We start from the raw sequence: 17,468 nt of genomic DNA on the forward strand, positions 1-17,468 counted from the left end.
TGATTTCGTGTATCTCGCCTGCCTATTCGTTATAGACGCAAATCATGAACAGCGACCCGCGCGCATATGAAGCGGCGCCATGAGTGGAAGTGTGGGCGGCTCAGTCGCCCACGCCTTGCGTAATTCGCCGTCTACTATGGAAAGAGGATCCTTTCCCTGCTCCAATCGGAATTTTTTTACGGCCGACCATGTGCTCAAAAACTTCTGCAGATCGTCTGCCTTCTCGCCGATCGGTACATGAAACGGAGGATGATCGATCTCGATAAAAGGAAAGGGCAGATTTTCATAGCGCCCGAAGTAATAGGCTGAATTCTCTCCCCAAAAGGGGCCGAGAATCTCACATTTCAGTTTTTGCATGACGACATTCAAAGATGTCGAACTCGTCCAGGGCCAGTCGTAGGTCCAGACCGCAATAACTCCCCGAGGCTTCAGGGATCGTATTGCAATCGCGTAAAATCGTGACAGATCAAACCAGTGTGCCGAACAGGCGCAGGTGATGAGATCCACCTCTCCCCTCAGACCAAGATCGGTCTCCGCGGCGGCGAGCGCGTATCGTATATTGGGTTTCACCGGAGCCATGTCGAGCTGACGCTGGTCTGGATCCGTGGCGAGCACCTGATTGAAATATTCCGCAAGCGCCACAGCTGATTGTCCGCTGCCTGTTCCGCAATCCCACGCCAGATCGCGAGCGGGCGCGGCCTCATTCAACCAGGCGAAAAGCGCTCGCGGATATTGGGGACGATACGAAAAATATTCCCCCGCATCCTGACCAAAAGACATGCCGATTGGATGACGGACCTGCATGAATGACTCTCACCTTCCGTTCATTTCCGTCTCGACGGCCTATAACGAAATGACGCGCGAATGCAATATGCGCCACACGATAACCTAGCGCCAATTCTGACGCTTTCCTACCTGCGAAATCGGGCACGCTTCCTTTGAAATGAACCGCCCGAAGGAAATCATTCGGATGAACAAAACAGGACGCCTCGGCCAGCGCTCATTCCTGACCCGGGAGGCATTCGTGTCTGGGAAACCTCATCTTTGAATCCGCCGAATTGTGACCGCGATAGCAATGATCCACGAAACTTTTCATGAGCCCGTCAGTTTTTCAAACCTGAGCGGCGTCGACGACTTTATGTATACTAAGCGCAGTTCGCGCTCGGGAGATGTAGACGAGCGCGGTCCATAGCGACGGAACATTCGAATGGCGCGCAACATTGCTCAATTTATCAACGACCTCCCCAAGGCGGAGCTCCACCTTCATATCGAGGGAACGCTCGAACCCGAAATGGTCTTCAAGCTTGCCGAGCGCAATCGGATCCATCTCCCCTATCCCTCGGTCGAGGCGATGCGTCGAGGGTATAATTTTGAGAATTTGCAGGATTTTCTGAAACTCTATTATCAAACTACGCGAGTGCTGCGCACCGAACGTGACTTCTTCGATCTCACGAACGCCTATCTTGCTCGTGCACGGCGCGAGAACATCCGTCACTGCGAGATCTTTTTCGATCCTCAGGCTCACACGAAGCGTAATGTGCCATTCGGCGCCGTTGTCGAGGGGATCGCCGCCGCGCTTCGGGAGGCTGCGAAAGGCGACGGCCCGACAAGCAGATTGATCATGTGCTTTCTGCGCGATCTTCCCGAAAGCGACGCCATGAAGACGCTCGAAGAGGCGTTTCCCTGGAGATCGCTTATCACTGGCGTCGGACTAGATTCAGCGGAGGTCGACAATCCCCCTTCGAAGCACGCAAGTGTTTTCGCCCGCGCCCGAGCGCTTGGGTTTCAAACTGTAGCTCATGCTGGCGAGGAAGGGCCTCCCGCTTATATTTGGGAGGCGCTGGATATGCTGAAAGTGCAGCGCATCGACCATGGTGTGCGCGCAATCGAGGATTCCTCACTGATTGCGCGCCTCGTGCGTCAGAAAATCCCGCTGACCGTTTGTCCACTATCAAATGTTCGTCTTCGCGTATATAAGGACATGGCTCATCATCCGCTTCGGCGCCTCGCGGAAGCGGGCGTCCTGGTCACGATCAATTCGGATGATCCTGCGTATTTCGGCGGCTATGTGAACGCTAATTATTACGCCGTGCAGAAGGCTTTTGAATTGCGAGAGCCCGATCTTGCGACATTCGCCCGAAACTCTTTCGCGGCGTCGTGGCTCAGTGATGACGACAAGCAGGCGAGAATGAATGAAGTGGATTCCTATCTCATCGCGCGTGCGGATGATTGAGCGAATGTCGCGAGGGTCAACTGCAAAATTCGCAATCCGACATCCTACTCCAATATTGACGTCTCCATCATTTCTGGGACATGGCATCTCCAGCCGAGCTCGTCCTGAATTCTGAGACGCAGCGTATCCGACGCTGTCGGCTCGCCATGCGTAAGAAAGGTCATTCGCGGCGGGCGTCTGAAATTTCCCAGCCATCGCATGAGTTCATTGGCGTCGGCATGCGCCGAGAGCATCGAAAGATTATCGACCTCGGCGCGCACCGGCACATATTCGCCATGTATCTTGACGCTCTGAGCCCCGCCCACCAATGCCGCGCCGCGCGTTCCAGCGGCCTGAAAACCGGCGAAAAGTATGGTGTTGCGCGGGTCAGGCGCAAATTTCTTCAGATGATGCAACACACGCCCGCCGGTCGCCATGCCACTGGCGGAAATGATGACCTTGGGAGCATCGTCTTCATTTATGGCTTTTGATTCGTCTACGGATTCGACATATCTTGCCACCGCACAGGCGCGCCGCCATTCTTCTCTCGTCAGCCGTTGATCATCGGCGCGACGACATAGGGTTTCGGTTGCGTCGATCGCCATGGGACTGTTGAGATAGATCGGCACATCGACAAGCCTTCGCGAGCTTTTCAGGCGCTCGAGATGGAACAGCAAGGTCTGCGCGCGTCCGACCGCAAAGGCCGGAATGATCACTGTTCCGCCACGCGCCGCTGTTCTGTTGACAATGCTTGCCAACGCCTCCTCTGCGTCGCGGCGTTCGTGCGTTCGGTCTCCATAGGTCGATTCCATGACGAGATAATGGGCGTCCATTATCGCAGAAGGATCCATCATCGTGGGGTCGTCGTAGCGCCCGAGATCGCCGGAAAATATGATCTTTCTTCCGCTCCAGTCGATCTCGACGATCGCAGCGCCAGGGATATGGCCCGCGCGATGCAAGCGCAGCGAAAATCCCTCGGGAAAGGTCCGCCGCCTGTCGAAATGGAGCGGAGAAAGGCGCTTTAAGGCCCGTTCGGCGTCCGTAGCATTATAGAGTGCGAGCGCCGGCTTGTGTTTCGAGAAGCCGCGTCTGTTGGCGTATTCGGCGTCCTGCTCCAGCAGATGCGCGCTATCGGGCAGAAGTATTTCGCACAAATCGCGAGTCGCGTCGGAGCAGTGAACCGGTCCCTTGAATCCGTCTCTGACCAGCGCCGGCAAATAGCCGGAATGATCGAGATGGGCGTGTGTCAGCACCACGCAGGATATGTCTTTCGGGGGCAAAGGAAAAGGCGCCCAGTTGCGCAATCTCAGATTCTTGAGACCCTGAAACAGACCGCAGTCGATGAGCACTCGGACTCCATCGTTCTCGAGCAGATATCTCGATCCTGTGACTGTGCCGACGGCGCCGAAGAAAGATAGTTTCATTGTCGAAAATCGCTCCATTTATTGATGGTTTCTTGTCATGACCGTCTCTCCGATCATGTTGCTGCTTGCGCCCATGATGCAATCAGGGATTCGTCGGACTGTTTCGACAGGCTGACGCCGTAGCGCGCGCTTTCCCGGTTCAATTTGTGCGCGAGCCACTCGGCATCCGCTGGTAGCGCACGCTCGAGGCGAAAGCGGCGGATCTGAAGTGGCGTCAATTCGAGACTGGCGAGTGAGCCGCTGCTCATGTCGATGTCGACGAAATACATCAGCGACAGATCGCCGCGATATTGCTCGTAGCCCGCAATCCCTTCGTAATCGTTGATGAAATCGCCGCATCCATAGAGGATCAGGCGGTTTTTGTATATTTCGAGCGCCTTGGCGTGGTGCGAGGAATGTCCGTGAATGATCGAAGCCTCGCCGCGATCAATCAGGGCGTGCGCAAAGCGTTGATGATCCTGCGGGATGTCGTAGCCCCAGTTCGGCCCCCAATGCAGCGACACGATCACGATATCGTCGCTCCGTCGGACATCTCTCAAAATCTCGCAAACAAGCTCGACGCTGTGCTCGGAAAGGTCGGGAAGCAGATTGACGCCGGGCCTTTCGCATGACGCGGCCCAATGGCGAGGCGCGCCGCTGCTCGGCAAAGCGAAGGACGTTATGACGACCCTCGCTTTGCCGGCGACATCGATCGCCGCAGGACGCCGCGCTTCGTCACGATTGCGCCCTGCGCCGGTAGTCCTGATTCGCAGCTTTCCCAGAATATCGAGAGTGTCGATCAGTCCGGCCTCACCCCAATCGAGGATATGATTGTTCGCCAGAACGCAACAATCTATCCCGGCGGCGCGCAATGTTTCCGCATTTTCCGGGCTTGCCCGATAATTGATTCCCTTCGGTTCAAAGGCCTCGCTGCGCGTGAGGCTGGTTTCGAGATTGATGATCCGCAAGTCGGGATTTTTCTGGTAGAACGCGTCGAGCGCAGCGCCCCAAATATAGGAGGCGGGCGCCGGCCGCGGGATTGGTCCGCAAACACGTTCGGCCAAGCTTACGTAGCCGAGAGCGGAGGAGACATATTCTTCGTGCAATTCCGGAGGACATGGCGCGGGCAATATCTGATCAATGCCACGACCGATCATCACGTCGCCACACAGGAAAATGCGGACGATTTTCGTTTCATCCGGAGCAGACGGAGAAGACTTCATGGAAGCGTTCATTTCGCGCGTCCCGATTGGAAGCTCCGGAAACCCGCTATAGTTGGTAAAGGAAGCGAGCCCTGCCGCCACGGAAGATTATCGCATGGAGTCCTGCGAGACATGGCGTCATGAAACTCCGTTTTTGCGCCCATTCGTCCTCCGCGGCGCCCATTCTCCTGCAAGATAGATGAAGCATGCCGCGCCATTTCGACCCCGCGCTTGTCAATGATCCCTTCGACGATCCGGGGCTCTATGTGGATCTCGTTTTCGAAAAGCGCGCGCTGCTGTTCGACCTCGGCGACATCTCCCGGCTTTCGGCGCGAAAACTGCTCCGCGTCAGCGACGTTTTCGTCACCCATCTCCACATGGATCACTTTGCCGGCTTTGACCAGTTGCTGCGATGCGCCCTCGGCAGAGAGAAGACGCTTGGCGTCTATGGTCCTGCCGGAATCATAAATGCTGTCGAGCACAAGCTTTCCGCCTATAGCTGGAACCTGATCGACGGCTATGACGGCAATCTTACTTTTCTCGTGACCGAGCTCGACGAATTGGGTCGCCTCAAATCGGCGCGATTTTCCGGACGATCCCGGTTCGAACGGCGCGATGATGACGAGACCCGAGCCATAGAGGGACTGGTGCTCAAGGAGCCAGGGATTCAGGTTCGCGCAACCACCCTCGATCACGGCTTGCCGGTGCTGGCCTTCGCGCTCGAGGAGCGAGCGCAGATCAATGTGTGGCGCAACAAGGTGGAAGCCATGGGACTCGTCGTGGGTCCGTGGTTACGCAATTTCAAGTCGGCGACGCTTCAGGGCGCGAACGATGCGACCCTCATACCGGTGACGTGGCGCGACGGCGGGGATGACAGGCCGGCGGCGCTTCCGCTCGGTTTTCTTAAGAAGGAGATCATGCAGATCACTTCCGGCCGCAAGATCGTCTATGTCGTCGATTGCGCTTACACCGACGCCAATATCGAAAAGATCATCAGGCTAGCGGAGCGCGCCGACATGCTTTTCATCGAGGCGACCTTCCTCGACGTCGACTTCGAGGCGGCGGCGAAGCGCCGTCATCTGACGGCGCGACAGGCGGGAATGCTTGCGCGCCGCGCCGGAGTCAAAAGGCTCGTGACGCTCCACTATTCTCCGCGCTACCGAGGACAAGGCGAGCGTCTCGCGCAGGAAGCGCAGGAGGCCTTTCTTGCTCGCTGAAGCGATGGGCCGCGTTCCCGGGCAGGACACGGCATGGACCAATCTCGCGCTCTTTGCTGTCGACGGATTTCCTCTCCGTCACTTGCCGTTTCTGGAATGTGGCGTCGGCAGATATTCGACGCTCGGCATTTCGAGGATCGGCTGTGGATAGAGGGCCAAAAGTTCGAGCACCTCGCTCGGCATCCTGGTCTTGACCGGCAGACCCATGTCGCGCGCCTCCTCGGCCGTAATGGCGTAATCATGCGTCCACCGGCCGCTGGTGAGCGTCTTTGAGAGTTCAGAGGCGGCTGTCGCGCCCATGCGGCTCTTCAGAAGCTGCGCAACGGTCTGCTCCAGCTGGGTGAGCGCCTTTTGCGCGATGTCGGCCAGCACGAGCGTCTCATCGTCGATCTCGGCGACAGGCTTCTGTTCGAGCACGCGAAGAAGCGAGACGGCCGGCAACCCCTCGACCTGCGGATCGAGCGGACCGAGCACAGAATGCGGACACATCATGATCTCGTCGGCGGCGAGCGCGATCAGCGTTCCGCCGGACATGGCGTAATGCGGCACGAACACCGTCACCTTGCCCTTGTGGCCGCCGAGCGCGCGCGCAATCTGCGTCGCCGCCAGATAAAGTCCTCCCGGCGTGTGCAGAACGATGTCCAGCGCCATATTCGGATCGGTCAGCTGAATTGCGCGCAGCACCTCTTCTGAATCATTCATGTCGAGGTAGCGGATGATCGGCAGCCCCAGCAGACTGACCCGCTCTTCGCGATGCACGAGCAGGATCACCCGCGACCCCCGCGCCCGCTCGATTTGGGAAATCCTTCGCCGGCGCATGCTCTCGAGAAAACGCTGCCGCAGGATCGGCTGTAGCACGGCGAAGACGACAAAGACCCAGAAGACGACGCTGAAATCCATGAAGCAACAAACTCCCGTTTCGAGCTCTGTTCGATCGGATCGCGATCATATGATTTATCGGTGGACTCCAGCAAACGGGTCGGCGTTCCGGAAGCCGAACGCTGCTACTGCGGCGCCCGGCGCGACCTTGGGAGGTTCGTCGGAAACTTCGCTGTCCGAAACCATGCATATGGCTAAGCTTGCGGCGTCAATATATCGAGCGCCTCACATCCTTCCGACACGATGAGCGGCGTCACGCCCAGAACATCGCCGTCGATCTCCGTGGCGACAGCGTCGCGGGAGCGCAGGTAAACGGCCTTCACGCGCATTTTCCTGATCCCGGAAACATTGTCCAACCGCCCCGCCATGAGCGCCAGTCCAATCTTGCACAAGGCGAAAGGGCGAATGTCGCTTACGGCGACGAGGGTAAAGCCGGGATTGAATATGTCGGCGTCAGGGTCGAGAAGATAATTTCCGCCATAGCGCTTCGCCTTGCTGACGATGAAGAGCTTCCCCAGAATTCTCGTGTCGCCGATCGTCGCTTCGATGTCCTTGGCTTCTCGATTCAGCGTCCGCGCCGCGGCGACGATATAGGCGAGACCTCCGAGTTTCTTCTTCAGCGACAAATTGACGGAGCTGACGACCTCGGCGTCCAGTCCGGCCGACGCCATCAGCACGAAAGGGCGGCCGTTTGCGAGGCCCGGATGGAGCTTTCGGGTGTGGCCCGCCAGAAACACATTCGCGAGATCTTGCGCGCCGCGCGGCAATCCCAGTTCGTGGCCGAGAACATTCGCAGTGCCCTGAGGAATAACGCCGAACGCTGGGCGGGGACTCGCACGGTCCAGCAATCCGGCGACCGCTTCATTGATGGTCCCGTCGCCGCCCGCGGCAAGGACCATGTCTGCGGGAATAGCGCGAGCAATCTCGCGAATGCAGCCGGGACCCGCGCTTTCGGCGATCTCCACATGTCGCCCGTCGCGGCGAAGGATTTGTGCGATCGCGCCGATGCGGCTCCTGCGATATTTCCCGGCGACGGGATTTACGATGATCGCGATGCGTCGGGCGGATGCTCGCGGGGAGCCGTCCATCGCGACGCGCGCGTTGACGATCTCGGACAAGAAACACCTTCTCCGCAATGCTCTGAGGATATTGGTCAAACGACGGACTTCGTCTGCGCAGTAACTTGTTCCGGGCCGGTCAGCAAGCAGTGAAAAAAGCCCCGCCAAGTGGAGATGAACGGAAATCGCGTGGTCGCCGCGCCGGACGATGGGCGCGCTCACAAAGAGGTTCCCCGGGGGCCGGGGGCGAATATGAGCGCACCGGCGCGCGCTGGAAACTTGTTTTTCCTTACTGGAAAGATACTTGTTGCCGTCGGCGCGCCGCACTCCCCAAGCTGCGGGACAAAATTATTTAATATCATGTGTTTATAAAATGCACGCGGTTCTGGCGCGCCGCTTGCCTATCTTGCCGCGAGAGCGCAAAAATGCGCCGGAGATCCAGGGGAGGCTGATTAATGTCGCCAATCTTGCGCCAGCTCGTCGAGCAGCGCGGCCTGCCGATGGTTGACGCCGATCGCCTCGACCATTTCCTGGACGAGGCCGCCGCGGCCAAAACGCACGCCATCCTGTTTTTCGCAGGGGAAGCCGGCCAGCGGGCGGAAACGGCGGACGTCGCAGTGGTCCTCCCCGAACTCCTGCAATATTTCGCAGGTCGCCTGCGCGGCGCCCTGATCGCGCCTGCCGCGGAAGCCGAGTTGCGTCCTCGTCTTCACGCCTATGCGTCGCCTTGCCTCGTCGTGATGCGTCGGCGGGAAACCGTCGGCGTCCTCCCCAAGATATACGACTGGGCGGATTACATCGCCAGAATCGAGGCCTTTCTCGCACCCTCGGCGGCGATCGTCGCCGGCCCGCAAAGGCCGAAGGTCGAGTTCACGCATGGGCGGGGAGCCTGAAGCCATGAAAGCGGGATTCTGGATGGCGCCCGAAGGCGCGGATGCCGCAATGACAATCGCGCCGATTGGCGTCGACGAACTCGCGACGCCCGGTCGAACTGGCTCTGGCGCGGTTCACGGCCTTGCGCGCGCGGGCGTCGAGGGTCTCATCGAACGCTGCGAAAGGGTCGGCCGCCTTCTCCCCGAACTCGCCGACGCTCTCGCGCGGCAGAAAGCCGACGCGCCGGGAAGATTGGTGGACGTGACGGAATATGACGCGGATGAGCGCGAACTCCTCTCGCAGGCGCTGGGCTCCGGAGAAGTCAGCGGCGTGGTCGCGCTGCCGGATGGCGTCACGGCGCAGATTTCCGAGTCGACCATGGCGGGTCTGTGGCGCGTGCGCTTCAGCGACGCGGACGAGCGCGTCATCGGCGACTATCTGGAAATAGCGGCCATTCCTGAAGTGGTCCGGCGCGCGGCCGTCGCCAATGCGCGCGACGTCGCCTTCGGCCCGCCGCCGGAAAATGTAATGAATGTGATGCCGCTTCTCGCTGAAATCCGCGCGCGCGTCGACGCATTCGAGCCCGGCGCCGAGTCACACATCGTCAATTTCTCGCTCTTTCCGATGACGCCGGAGGACATGGCGTTCCTGCAGCATACGCTTGGCGATGGCCCCGTTGGATTGCTGTCGCGCGGATATGGAAAATGCCGCATCCACGCGACGGCGACCCGCCATGTCTGGTCGGTGCAATATTTCAACGCCATGGACGAGATCATTCTCGACACGCTCGAAATCGGGGATGTCCCCGTCGTCGCTCAGGCCGCCGTGGAGGATTTCCGGGACTCGAGCGAAAGGCTTCTCGAAATCCACGAGGCCTATTTCAAATGAGCTTCGAGAACTTCAGCCGGCGTGATCTGGATGCTGACGCCCGAATGGAATGCGGCGTGTGCTGGCAGGTCTATGATCCCGCGCAGGGCGACGACGTCTGGCAGATTCAGCCGGGCACAGCATTCTCAGACCTGCCCGTGGAATGGCGCTGTCCCAATTGCGACGCGCCGCGCGACAAGTTCATGAGGCTGGATGATGACGCCGGAAAGTGACAATCGCCGCGCGCGGGTCGCCGGCGACAGGCTCGCCCGGCATTACCGGGGCGTTTTCGAGACCGCAATGCGCGACGTCCCGATCTGCAATCTGCGGCTCGACGTCGAAGCGATCGGCTTTCGTTCCTTCGGCGAGGCGGCGATCGGGATCATCGTTACGCCCTGGTTCATGAATCTCGCGATCTGCGGCGTCGAAGGCTGCGATCTCCCGAAAGCTCCTTTCAGCACGACCGCGCAATGGCTGCTCCCGGCAGGCTGCATCGACTTCATCGTCGGACACGTAGAGGATTTCGGCCGCGTCGACGGCTGTTCGCTTTTTTCGCCAATGGACGACTTCGCCGACCATGAAATGGCGCGCGCGACGGCTGAGGCGGTCCTGTCTGCATTGTTGGATCCCGCTCCATCGCCGGAGCCTGAACGGTCGCCATCCCGATATGATCGGCGGGCGCTGCTCTTCGGCGCGCGCCAGTCCGAACCGGAAGCGACGCAATGACGGCGGCGGACAAGAATACGGGAATCGGCCTTGCGCTAACCCTCGCCGACGGCCGAGTCACGGAAGCGACAATATCGCCGCGGCGTTTGCCGGATACGACCGCGCTGCTGAAAAACACACCTGCCGTCAACGCTCCTTCTCTCGTCGGAACGCTGTTCACCCTTTGCGCAGCGTCGCAACGCATCGCCTCACAGGCCGCCCTCTCCGCCGCCATCGCACAACCGATAACGGAAACGATGCAGCGACGCTGGGCTCTCGCGCTCCATGCCGAGCGCATCGCCGAACATTTGCGCGCAGCCCTGCTGGACTGGCCCGGCGCCGGCGATTCAGCAGAACGTCGCGCCTTCGCGCCCGCCGTCCGCGCGGCGCTATCGGCCGCTCGCGAGGCTGGCGCGCCGGGCGTCGACATTTCGAAAATACGCGCCGACCTGATGGCGGCCGCGCGGGAAACGGGCGCGCCGACACAGGATTTCGAGCCGCCGTCGCAAGGCTGGTGGGGGCGCTTGTGGCGCGACGCATCGACATGCGCCGAGGCGGCGCCTTTCCCGCCGCAGGCCGACTTCCTGTCTGCGGCCGACGCGGGCGCCGTGCATCGCGCGTTACGTGCCCGATCAAGAGATTTCCTGTCCCGTCCGACGCTGCCGGGCCGCGCCGTCGAAACCGGCGCATTCGCTCGCCGCTTTGCGCAGTTGCGCCGCGATATCGGTCTCTTCGCCGCGCGGCTTCAGGCGCGGCTTCTCGACATCGTCGACTCCCTCGACGCCCTCCGCTCGCTCGAAAACTCCAGGGTATTACACAACCGCCTCGTCGCCGCCTGGTCGCATTCGCCCGGCGAAGGTTTCTCGCTCGTCGACTCGCCGCGAGGCCTTCTCTTTCATCGCATCGCGGTCGGCGCCGATGGCGGCGTGACGTCATACGACATACTGGCGCCCACCGAGTGGAATTTTCATCCGGCCGGGCCGTTGGCGCGCCTGCTCGCGACGCTCGATTTGTCCAGGCAGGCGCAGGCGCGGCTTTTCATCGCGCGCCTCATGACCTTGTTCGATCCCTGCACATTCTGTACGATCGAGCTTCGCGAGGCGCGTCATGCATGAAATGTCTCTGATGGAAGCGCTTGTCGATCTTGCCGAAGAAGAAGCTCGCAAACATCAGGCGCAGCGCATCAACGTCATCCGGGTCGCCGTCGGCGCCCTCAGCCATGTCGACCGCGAGGCGTTGCGCTTTTGCTTCGACGCCGTTACGCGCGGGACAATCTCCGATGGCGCGAGATTCGACATGATCGACATCGCCGGCGCGGGCTGGTGTCTCGACTGCGGCAAGGAAGTCGCGATCTCCGAACGCTTCGGGCCCTGTCCCGACTGCGGACATTACCGCGTGCAAATGACGCGCGGGGACGATTTTCGCCTGATCGAACTGGAGGTGGCGTGATGTGCGCCGTATGCGGATGCGGAACCACCGTGATCGAGAGACATTCCGACGACGACCACAAGCACGGGGGGCGCGGCCATCACCATGATGATCACGTTCATCATGATCATGACCATGATCATGATCATCATCACGACCACGTTCATCATGATCACCGCCATGCCGGCGACGTGATCGATTACGGCGCGGGGCTCGCCGGCGTGCACGCGCCCGGGCTCAGCCAGGAGCGCATCGTTCGCATCGAGCGCGACATTCTTTCCAAGAACGACGGTTTCGCGCGCGACAATCGCGCATGGCTCACCACCAACGGAAATCTGGCGTTGAATTTCGTCTCGAGCCCCGGCTCCGGCAAGACGACGCTACTGGCGCGCGCGATCAACGATCTCAAGCCGCGTCACGAGATCGTCGTGATCGAAGGCGACCAGCAAACCTCGAACGACGCCGAGCGCATCCGCGCGGCGGGCGCAAGGGCGCTGCAGATCAACACCGGCAAGGGATGTCATCTCGACGCGCATATGGTCGGCCATGCGCTGGAGACGCTTGCGCCGCCGAGGAACGGTCTGCTGTTCATCGAGAATGTCGGCAATCTCGTCTGTCCCGCCGCCTTCGACCTCGGAGAGGCGCACAAGGTCGTCGTGCTGTCGGTCACCGAGGGCGAGGACAAGCCGCTCAAATATCCCGACATGTTCGCCGCCGCCGATCTGATGCTCCTCAACAAGGCCGACCTGCTGCCGCATCTGGATTTCGATGTCGGCGCCTGCATTGCGGCGGCGCTGCGGGTGAATCCGAATTTGCAGACGCTGACCGTCTCTGCCCGCACGGGAGAGGGGATGCAAGCCTTCTATGCATGGATCGAGGGGCGCGCAGCGCGCGTCGCCGTTCGGGAGTAGCGGCCTTGTCCTATGCACGCCCCGCTAACACGCCCGCCGCGCGACGGTTGCGCGTGCGCGTGCGCGGCGCCGTGCAGGGCGTCGGCTTTCGGCCCTTCGTTCATGAGCTCGCGGCGCGCATGCGGCTGAAGGGCTTCGTGAAGAACGACGCCGAAGGCGTGTTGCTCGAGGTGCAGGGGCCCGGCGTCAGCGCGTTTCTGGACGCGCTTTATCTCGAGACTCCGCCGCTCGCGCGCGTGGAAGCGCTGGAGATCGAGGAACTGCCGCCGCGTGAATGTGGCGATTTCGCCATCCTGGATTCGGTCGGCGGCAGGACGCAGACGCGCATCATCCCCGACGCGGCCGTCTGTGAAGCGTGTCTCGACGATCTATTCGATCCGACGAGCCGTTTCCATCGCTATCCGTTCGTCACCTGCACCCATTGCGGCCCGCGCTTCACGCTGACGCATCGACTGCCTTACGACCGTGCGCAGACCTCGATGGCGCCATTCGCGATGTGCGACGATTGCGCGCGCGACTATCGCAACCCGTCCAACCGCCGCTTCCACGCTGAACCCGTCGCCTGCCCGGCCTGCGGCCCGACGCTTTCGCTTGCGCCGGAAGAGATTGCCGCCGCGCTGCTCGCCGGCAAGATCGTCGCAGTGAAGGGCGTCGGCGGTTTCCATCTGATGTGCGACGCGCGCAACGAATCCGCCGTCAATGAATTGCGACGCCGCAAGGCGCGCGATGCGAAGCCTTTCGCAATCATGGTCGCCAATGTCGCCTCCGTCGGGAAAGTGGCGGACGCGACGGACGCCGAAATGACGCTCTTGCAAACGGCCGCGCGTCCAATCGTGTTGATGAATCGGCGGGACGACGTCGCGCCGGGCGTCGCGCCGCGTCTCGGTCGCATCGGCGTCATGCTGGCCTATACGCCGCTGCATCATCTCATTTTCCATGCCGCCGCCGGCGCGCCGACAGGCAAAGAGTGGCGAGTAGCGCCGCACGACCTTGCCCTTGTCGCAACCAGCGCCAATGTCGGCGGCGATCCAATCGTCAAGGATAACGACGAAGCGCAGGCGCGTCTTGCGTCGATCGCCGACATCATCGTCACGCATGACCGTGAGATCGTGACGCGCGTCGACGACTCCGTCATGACCGTTGTCGACGGGGCGCCCGCCTTTCTGCGGCGCGCGCGCGGTTTCGTCCCGGAGCCGATTGACCTCGGCGCCGACGGCCCCTGTGTGGTCGGCGCCGGCGCGCATCTGAAGGCGACGGTGACGGTGACGCGGCGGCGAGAGGCTTTCGTGTCGCAACATATCGGCGATCTCAGCGCCGGCGCGACCGCGCGCTTCTATTACGAAACCACGCGACGGCTTCTCGATCTTCTCGACGTCGAACCGGAAATCCTCGCCTGCGATCTCCACCCCGATTATCTGTCGACGCGTTGGGCGGAGGGACAGGCGCGGCCGCTCATCCGAATACAGCATCACGCCGCCCATCTCGCGGCCGTTCTTGCGGAGCATCAAGTTACGGAGCCGGCGCTGGGGCTGGCGCTCGACGGGCATGGGCTCGGCGCCGACGGAGGATCGTGGGGCGGCGAGCTGATGCGGCTCGACGGTCATATCTGGCGGCGTCTCGGCGGCCTGTCGCCGCTCCCCGCGCCCGGCGGCGACCGCGCCGCGCGCGAACCCTGGCGCATGGGCGTCGGCGCGCTGGCGAAGCTCGGCCGGCTCGACGCCGTCCCGCGCATTTTTGCTGACGAACCCCGCGCATGCGAGATGGCGCAACTCATGAGCGCTGGCTATGCGCCGCCCGCGACCTCGAGCCTGGGCCGCCTCTTCGACGCCGCGGCGGCCTTGCTCGGCGTCTGCGCGCGCCAGAACTATGAAGCGCAGGCGGCCATGGAGATGGAATCGCTTGTCGCAACGCCGCGCGTGCTGGCAAACGGCTTTCGGCTGACGCGGACGGAACTGGACTTCACGCCGCTGCTCGACGCTTTCGCCCGCGGCGGCGTCGCGCAGCGCGAAGGGGCTGAGCTCTTTCACGGAACGATTGTCGAAGGTCTTGCGCAATTCGCGGCGGCGGCGGCGAGAAATCATTCGATCGACATCATCGCGCTCGGCGGCGGATGTATGATGAACCGTGTCCTGGCCGAAGGCGTCACGCAACGGCTGCGCGCCCTTGGTCTGCGCGCTCTGCTTGCGCGACAATTGCCGCCCAATGACGGCGGCCTGTCGTTCGGTCAGGCCGCGATGGCGCGCGCCGGAGTCACAAATTCTCCAAAGGCGGATCTCATCTCATGTGCCTAGCCATCCCCGCGCAGGTAACGGAACTCCTCGGTGAATATATGGCGCGCATCGACATGGGCGGCGTCTCCAAGGAAATCAACGTCGCGTTGATCGACGATCTGAAAGTTGGCGACTTCGTCGTCGTCCACGTCGGACATGCGCTGTCGAAGCTCGATCAGGCGGAGGCCGAGCGCACGCTCGATCTGTTGCGGGAGGCGATGGCCGCGATGGAAAACACATTATGAAATATGTCGACGAATATCGCGACGCGGAGCTCGCAAAAGCGCTCGCCGCCGCCATCGCTCGCGAGACGGACGCTAACAGGTCCTATCGCTTCATGGAATTCTGCGGCGGCCATACGCACGCGATCTCGCGCTATGGCGTCGAGGACTTGCTGCCGGAAAATGTCCGCATGATCCACGGCCCGGGCTGCCCCGTCTGCGTGCTGCCGGTGGGTCGCATCGACGATGCGATAAGGCTGTCCGAGACGCCCGGCGTGACGCTGTGCACTTACGCCGATCTGATGCGCGTGCCGGCCTCGGGAGCAATGAGCCTCATGAAGGCGCGCGCCGCCGGCGCCGACATTCGCATGATCTATTCGACGATGGACGCGCTGCGCATCGCGCGAACAGAACCGCAGCGAGACGTCGTTTTCTTCGCCATCGGCTTCGAGACCACCACGCCGCCGACCGCGCTCGCGGTGAAACAGGCGCAAGCCGAAGGGCTGCGCAATTTTTTCGTCTTCTGCAACCATGTTCTGACCCCCGCCGCGATGCGCAGCATACTCGACGGCGAAGGCGCCTCGGGTCAGACAAGTCTCGACGGAATTGTCGGGCCCGCGCATGTCAGCACGGTCATCGGCGCGCAACCCTATGAAACCGTCGCGCACCGCTATCGCAAGCCAATCGTCATCTCCGGCTTCGAGCCGCTGGACGTGATGCAATCCATCCTGATGCTGGCGCGGCAGGTGAACAGCGGCCGCTGCGAGGTCGAGAACCAATATATTCGCGCCGTATCGCGCGATGGCAATCTCAAGGCGCAAACGGAAATGGATGAGGTTTTCGAACTGCGTGAAAGTTTCGAATGGCGCGGCCTCGGCGCCGTGCCGCACAGCGCGTTGCGGCTGCGCGACGCCTATGCGGCATATGATGCGGAACAGCGTTTCGACGTTCACACCAAACCCGCGGCCGACAATCCGGCCTGCGAATGCGGCGAAATCCTGCGCGGCGCGAAAAGTCCGACGGACTGCAAGCTGTTCGGCTCGCTTTGCACGCCACAGACGCCGATGGGCTCCTGCATGGTGTCGTCGGAAGGCTCCTGCGCGGCGCATTACGCCTATGGCCGATTCCGTGACCGCGCCCGCGAGCAGATGCAAAAGGCAGCCTCATGAACGCGCCGTTGAAGCCCATCCGCCGCAAGCTCGACATCAGGAACGGGCGCGTCGATCTATCACATGGCTCGGGCGGCAGGGCCATGGCGCAGCTGATCGCCGATATTTTTCATCACGCCTTCGGTAACGAGTGGCTGCAACGCAATGACGATCAGGCCGCGCTCGGCGTCCTGCCCGGACGTCTCGTGATGACGACCGACGGCTATGTCGTCTCGCCGCTGTTTTTCCCTGGCGGCGACATCGGATCGCTCTCTGTCCATGGCACGATCAACGACATCGCCATGGCCGGCGCGGCGCCGAAATATCTCTCGGCGAGCTTCATCATCGAGGAAGGCTTTCCGCTCGCCGATCTCAAGCGCATTGCGCAAAGCATGGGCGAGGCGTCGCGCGCCGCCGGCGTGCCGATCGTGACCGGCGACACGAAGGTCGTGGAGCGCGGCAAGGCGGACGGCGTTTTCATCTCCACGGCCGGCGTGGGCGTCGTCCCGGATGGCGTGAACCTTTCGAGCGACAAGGCGCGGCCCGGCGACGCGGTGCTGGTTTCGGGATCCATGGGCGACCATGGCGTCGCGATCATGTCGCGCCGATCCAATCTGGAGTTTGGCGTGGAGGTCCTTTCCGACTCCGCGGCGCTTCATGAGTTGACGGGGGAAATGACCGCAATCGCCGGCGGAAGCCTGCGCGTCATGCGAGACCCGACCCGCGGCGGCCTCGCGGCGGCGCTGAACGAGATAGCGCATCAATCGAATGTCGGTTTTCTGATCGACGAGGCGCGCATCCCCGTCAAACCTCAAGTGGCGGCAGCCTGCGAGTTTCTGGGACTCGATCCACTCTATGTCGCCAATGAAGGCAAGCTTGTCGCCATCTGCGCGCCAGAGGCGGCGGAAGCGCTCCTCGCGCGCATGCGCGCCCATCCGCTCGGCGAGGACGCCGCGCTCATCGGCCATGTCATCGAAGATGACCAGAACTTCGTGCAAATGACGACCTCCTTTGGCGGCGGGCGCATCGTCGACTGGCTTTCGGGGGAGCAGCTCCCGCGCATATGTTAGGAGC

General features: G+C 61.6%; 18 protein-coding genes. 13 read left to right on the forward strand and 5 right to left on the reverse strand.

Annotated features, from left to right (window positions below; all coding sequences use genetic code 11):
- Positions 1-42: 42 nt before the first annotated feature.
- Positions 43-804, reverse strand: a complete 762-nt coding sequence (locus LG047_RS08715) for a class I SAM-dependent methyltransferase (protein WP_227966324.1) — start codon at positions 802-804, stop codon at positions 43-45.
- 403 nt (positions 805-1,207) lie between these two features.
- Here LG047_RS08715 and LG047_RS08720 point away from each other — a divergent pair, with 403 nt between their 5' ends.
- Positions 1,208-2,233 carry an adenosine deaminase gene (locus LG047_RS08720; protein WP_227966325.1) on the forward strand — a complete coding sequence of 342 codons (1,026 nt, stop codon included), beginning with the start codon at positions 1,208-1,210 and terminating at the stop codon, positions 2,231-2,233.
- Positions 2,234-2,277: 44 nt separating this feature from the next.
- On the opposite strand, the gene LG047_RS08725 is transcribed toward LG047_RS08720, so the two are convergent.
- Together LG047_RS08725 and LG047_RS08730 are read right to left on the reverse strand one after the other, a co-directional pair.
- Entirely contained in the window at positions 2,278-3,636 is a 1,359-nt protein-coding gene (locus tag LG047_RS08725; RefSeq protein ID WP_227966326.1) for an MBL fold metallo-hydrolase RNA specificity domain-containing protein, read from the reverse strand.
- 53 nt (positions 3,637-3,689) lie between these two features.
- Positions 3,690-4,850 carry a CapA family protein gene (locus LG047_RS08730; protein WP_227966327.1) on the reverse strand — a complete coding sequence of 387 codons (1,161 nt, stop codon included), beginning with the start codon at positions 4,848-4,850 and terminating at the stop codon, positions 3,690-3,692.
- Positions 4,851-5,023: 173 nt separating this feature from the next.
- Between LG047_RS08730 and LG047_RS08735 the strand changes: the two genes are divergently transcribed.
- Positions 5,024-6,034, forward strand: coding sequence for an MBL fold metallo-hydrolase (locus LG047_RS08735; RefSeq protein WP_227966328.1), 1,011 nt, complete (start codon positions 5,024-5,026; stop codon positions 6,032-6,034).
- 78 nt (positions 6,035-6,112) lie between these two features.
- Here the strand turns inward: LG047_RS08735 and LG047_RS08740 are convergent, their stop codons facing one another.
- Complete coding sequence (locus tag LG047_RS08740; RefSeq protein ID WP_227966329.1) at positions 6,113-6,934, reverse strand: hypothetical protein; 822 nt, start codon at positions 6,932-6,934, stop codon at positions 6,113-6,115.
- A gap of 173 nt (positions 6,935-7,107) precedes the next feature.
- Positions 7,108-8,031, reverse strand: coding sequence for a diacylglycerol kinase family protein (locus tag LG047_RS08745; RefSeq protein WP_227966330.1), 924 nt, complete (start codon positions 8,029-8,031; stop codon positions 7,108-7,110).
- 395 nt (positions 8,032-8,426) lie between these two features.
- On the opposite strand from LG047_RS08745, the gene LG047_RS08750 reads away from it, so the two are divergent.
- Genes LG047_RS08750 through hypE form a run of 11 tightly spaced genes read left to right on the forward strand, consistent with a single transcriptional unit; the run spans position 8,427 to position 17,464 of the window.
- The gene (locus LG047_RS08750; protein ID WP_227966331.1) at positions 8,427-8,864 is read left to right on the forward strand and encodes a hydrogenase accessory protein; all 438 of its coding nucleotides are present in this window, start codon (positions 8,427-8,429) and stop codon (positions 8,862-8,864) included.
- A gap of 4 nt (positions 8,865-8,868) precedes the next feature.
- The gene (locus tag LG047_RS08755) at positions 8,869-9,732 is read left to right on the forward strand and encodes a hydrogenase expression/formation protein (protein WP_227966332.1); all 864 of its coding nucleotides are present in this window, start codon (positions 8,869-8,871) and stop codon (positions 9,730-9,732) included.
- A complete protein-coding gene (locus tag LG047_RS08760; RefSeq protein WP_036283914.1) occupies positions 9,729-9,944 on the forward strand; it encodes a rubredoxin in 216 nt (71 codons plus the stop codon). The genes LG047_RS08755 and LG047_RS08760 overlap by 4 nt, the downstream gene beginning before the upstream one ends.
- On the forward strand, positions 9,925-10,437 hold the full coding sequence (hybE, locus tag LG047_RS08765) for a [NiFe]-hydrogenase assembly chaperone HybE (RefSeq protein ID WP_227966333.1): 513 nt from the start codon (positions 9,925-9,927) through the stop codon (positions 10,435-10,437). The genes LG047_RS08760 and hybE overlap by 20 nt, the downstream gene beginning before the upstream one ends.
- Positions 10,434-11,531, forward strand: coding sequence for a nickel-dependent hydrogenase large subunit (locus tag LG047_RS08770; RefSeq protein ID WP_227966334.1), 1,098 nt, complete (start codon positions 10,434-10,436; stop codon positions 11,529-11,531). Before hybE ends, LG047_RS08770 begins: the two co-directional genes overlap by 4 nt.
- Positions 11,524-11,865, forward strand: coding sequence for a hydrogenase maturation nickel metallochaperone HypA (gene hypA, locus LG047_RS08775; protein ID WP_227966335.1), 342 nt, complete (start codon positions 11,524-11,526; stop codon positions 11,863-11,865). The genes LG047_RS08770 and hypA overlap by 8 nt, the downstream gene beginning before the upstream one ends.
- Positions 11,865-12,755 carry a hydrogenase nickel incorporation protein HypB gene (gene hypB / locus LG047_RS08780; protein ID WP_227966336.1) on the forward strand — a complete coding sequence of 297 codons (891 nt, stop codon included), beginning with the start codon at positions 11,865-11,867 and terminating at the stop codon, positions 12,753-12,755. The genes hypA and hypB overlap by 1 nt, the downstream gene beginning before the upstream one ends.
- Positions 12,756-12,760: 5 nt before the next feature.
- Positions 12,761-15,046 (forward strand): carbamoyltransferase HypF, encoded by a 2,286-nt coding sequence (hypF, locus tag LG047_RS08785; RefSeq protein WP_227966337.1) that lies wholly within the window; start codon positions 12,761-12,763, stop codon positions 15,044-15,046.
- Positions 15,037-15,270: a HypC/HybG/HupF family hydrogenase formation chaperone gene (locus LG047_RS08790; protein ID WP_227966338.1), complete on the forward strand. Its 234-nt coding sequence runs from the start codon at positions 15,037-15,039 to the stop codon at positions 15,268-15,270. Before hypF ends, LG047_RS08790 begins: the two co-directional genes overlap by 10 nt.
- Entirely contained in the window at positions 15,267-16,415 is a 1,149-nt protein-coding gene (hypD, locus tag LG047_RS08795; protein WP_227966339.1) for a hydrogenase formation protein HypD, read from the forward strand. The genes LG047_RS08790 and hypD overlap by 4 nt, the downstream gene beginning before the upstream one ends.
- Positions 16,412-17,464, forward strand: a complete 1,053-nt coding sequence (hypE, locus tag LG047_RS08800) for a hydrogenase expression/formation protein HypE (protein ID WP_227966340.1) — start codon at positions 16,412-16,414, stop codon at positions 17,462-17,464. The genes hypD and hypE overlap by 4 nt, the downstream gene beginning before the upstream one ends.
- Positions 17,465-17,468 lie beyond the last annotated feature (4 nt).

Source organism: Methylocystis sp. WRRC1 (assembly GCF_020733155.1).
Lineage (GTDB): Bacteria > Pseudomonadota > Alphaproteobacteria > Rhizobiales > Beijerinckiaceae > Methylocystis.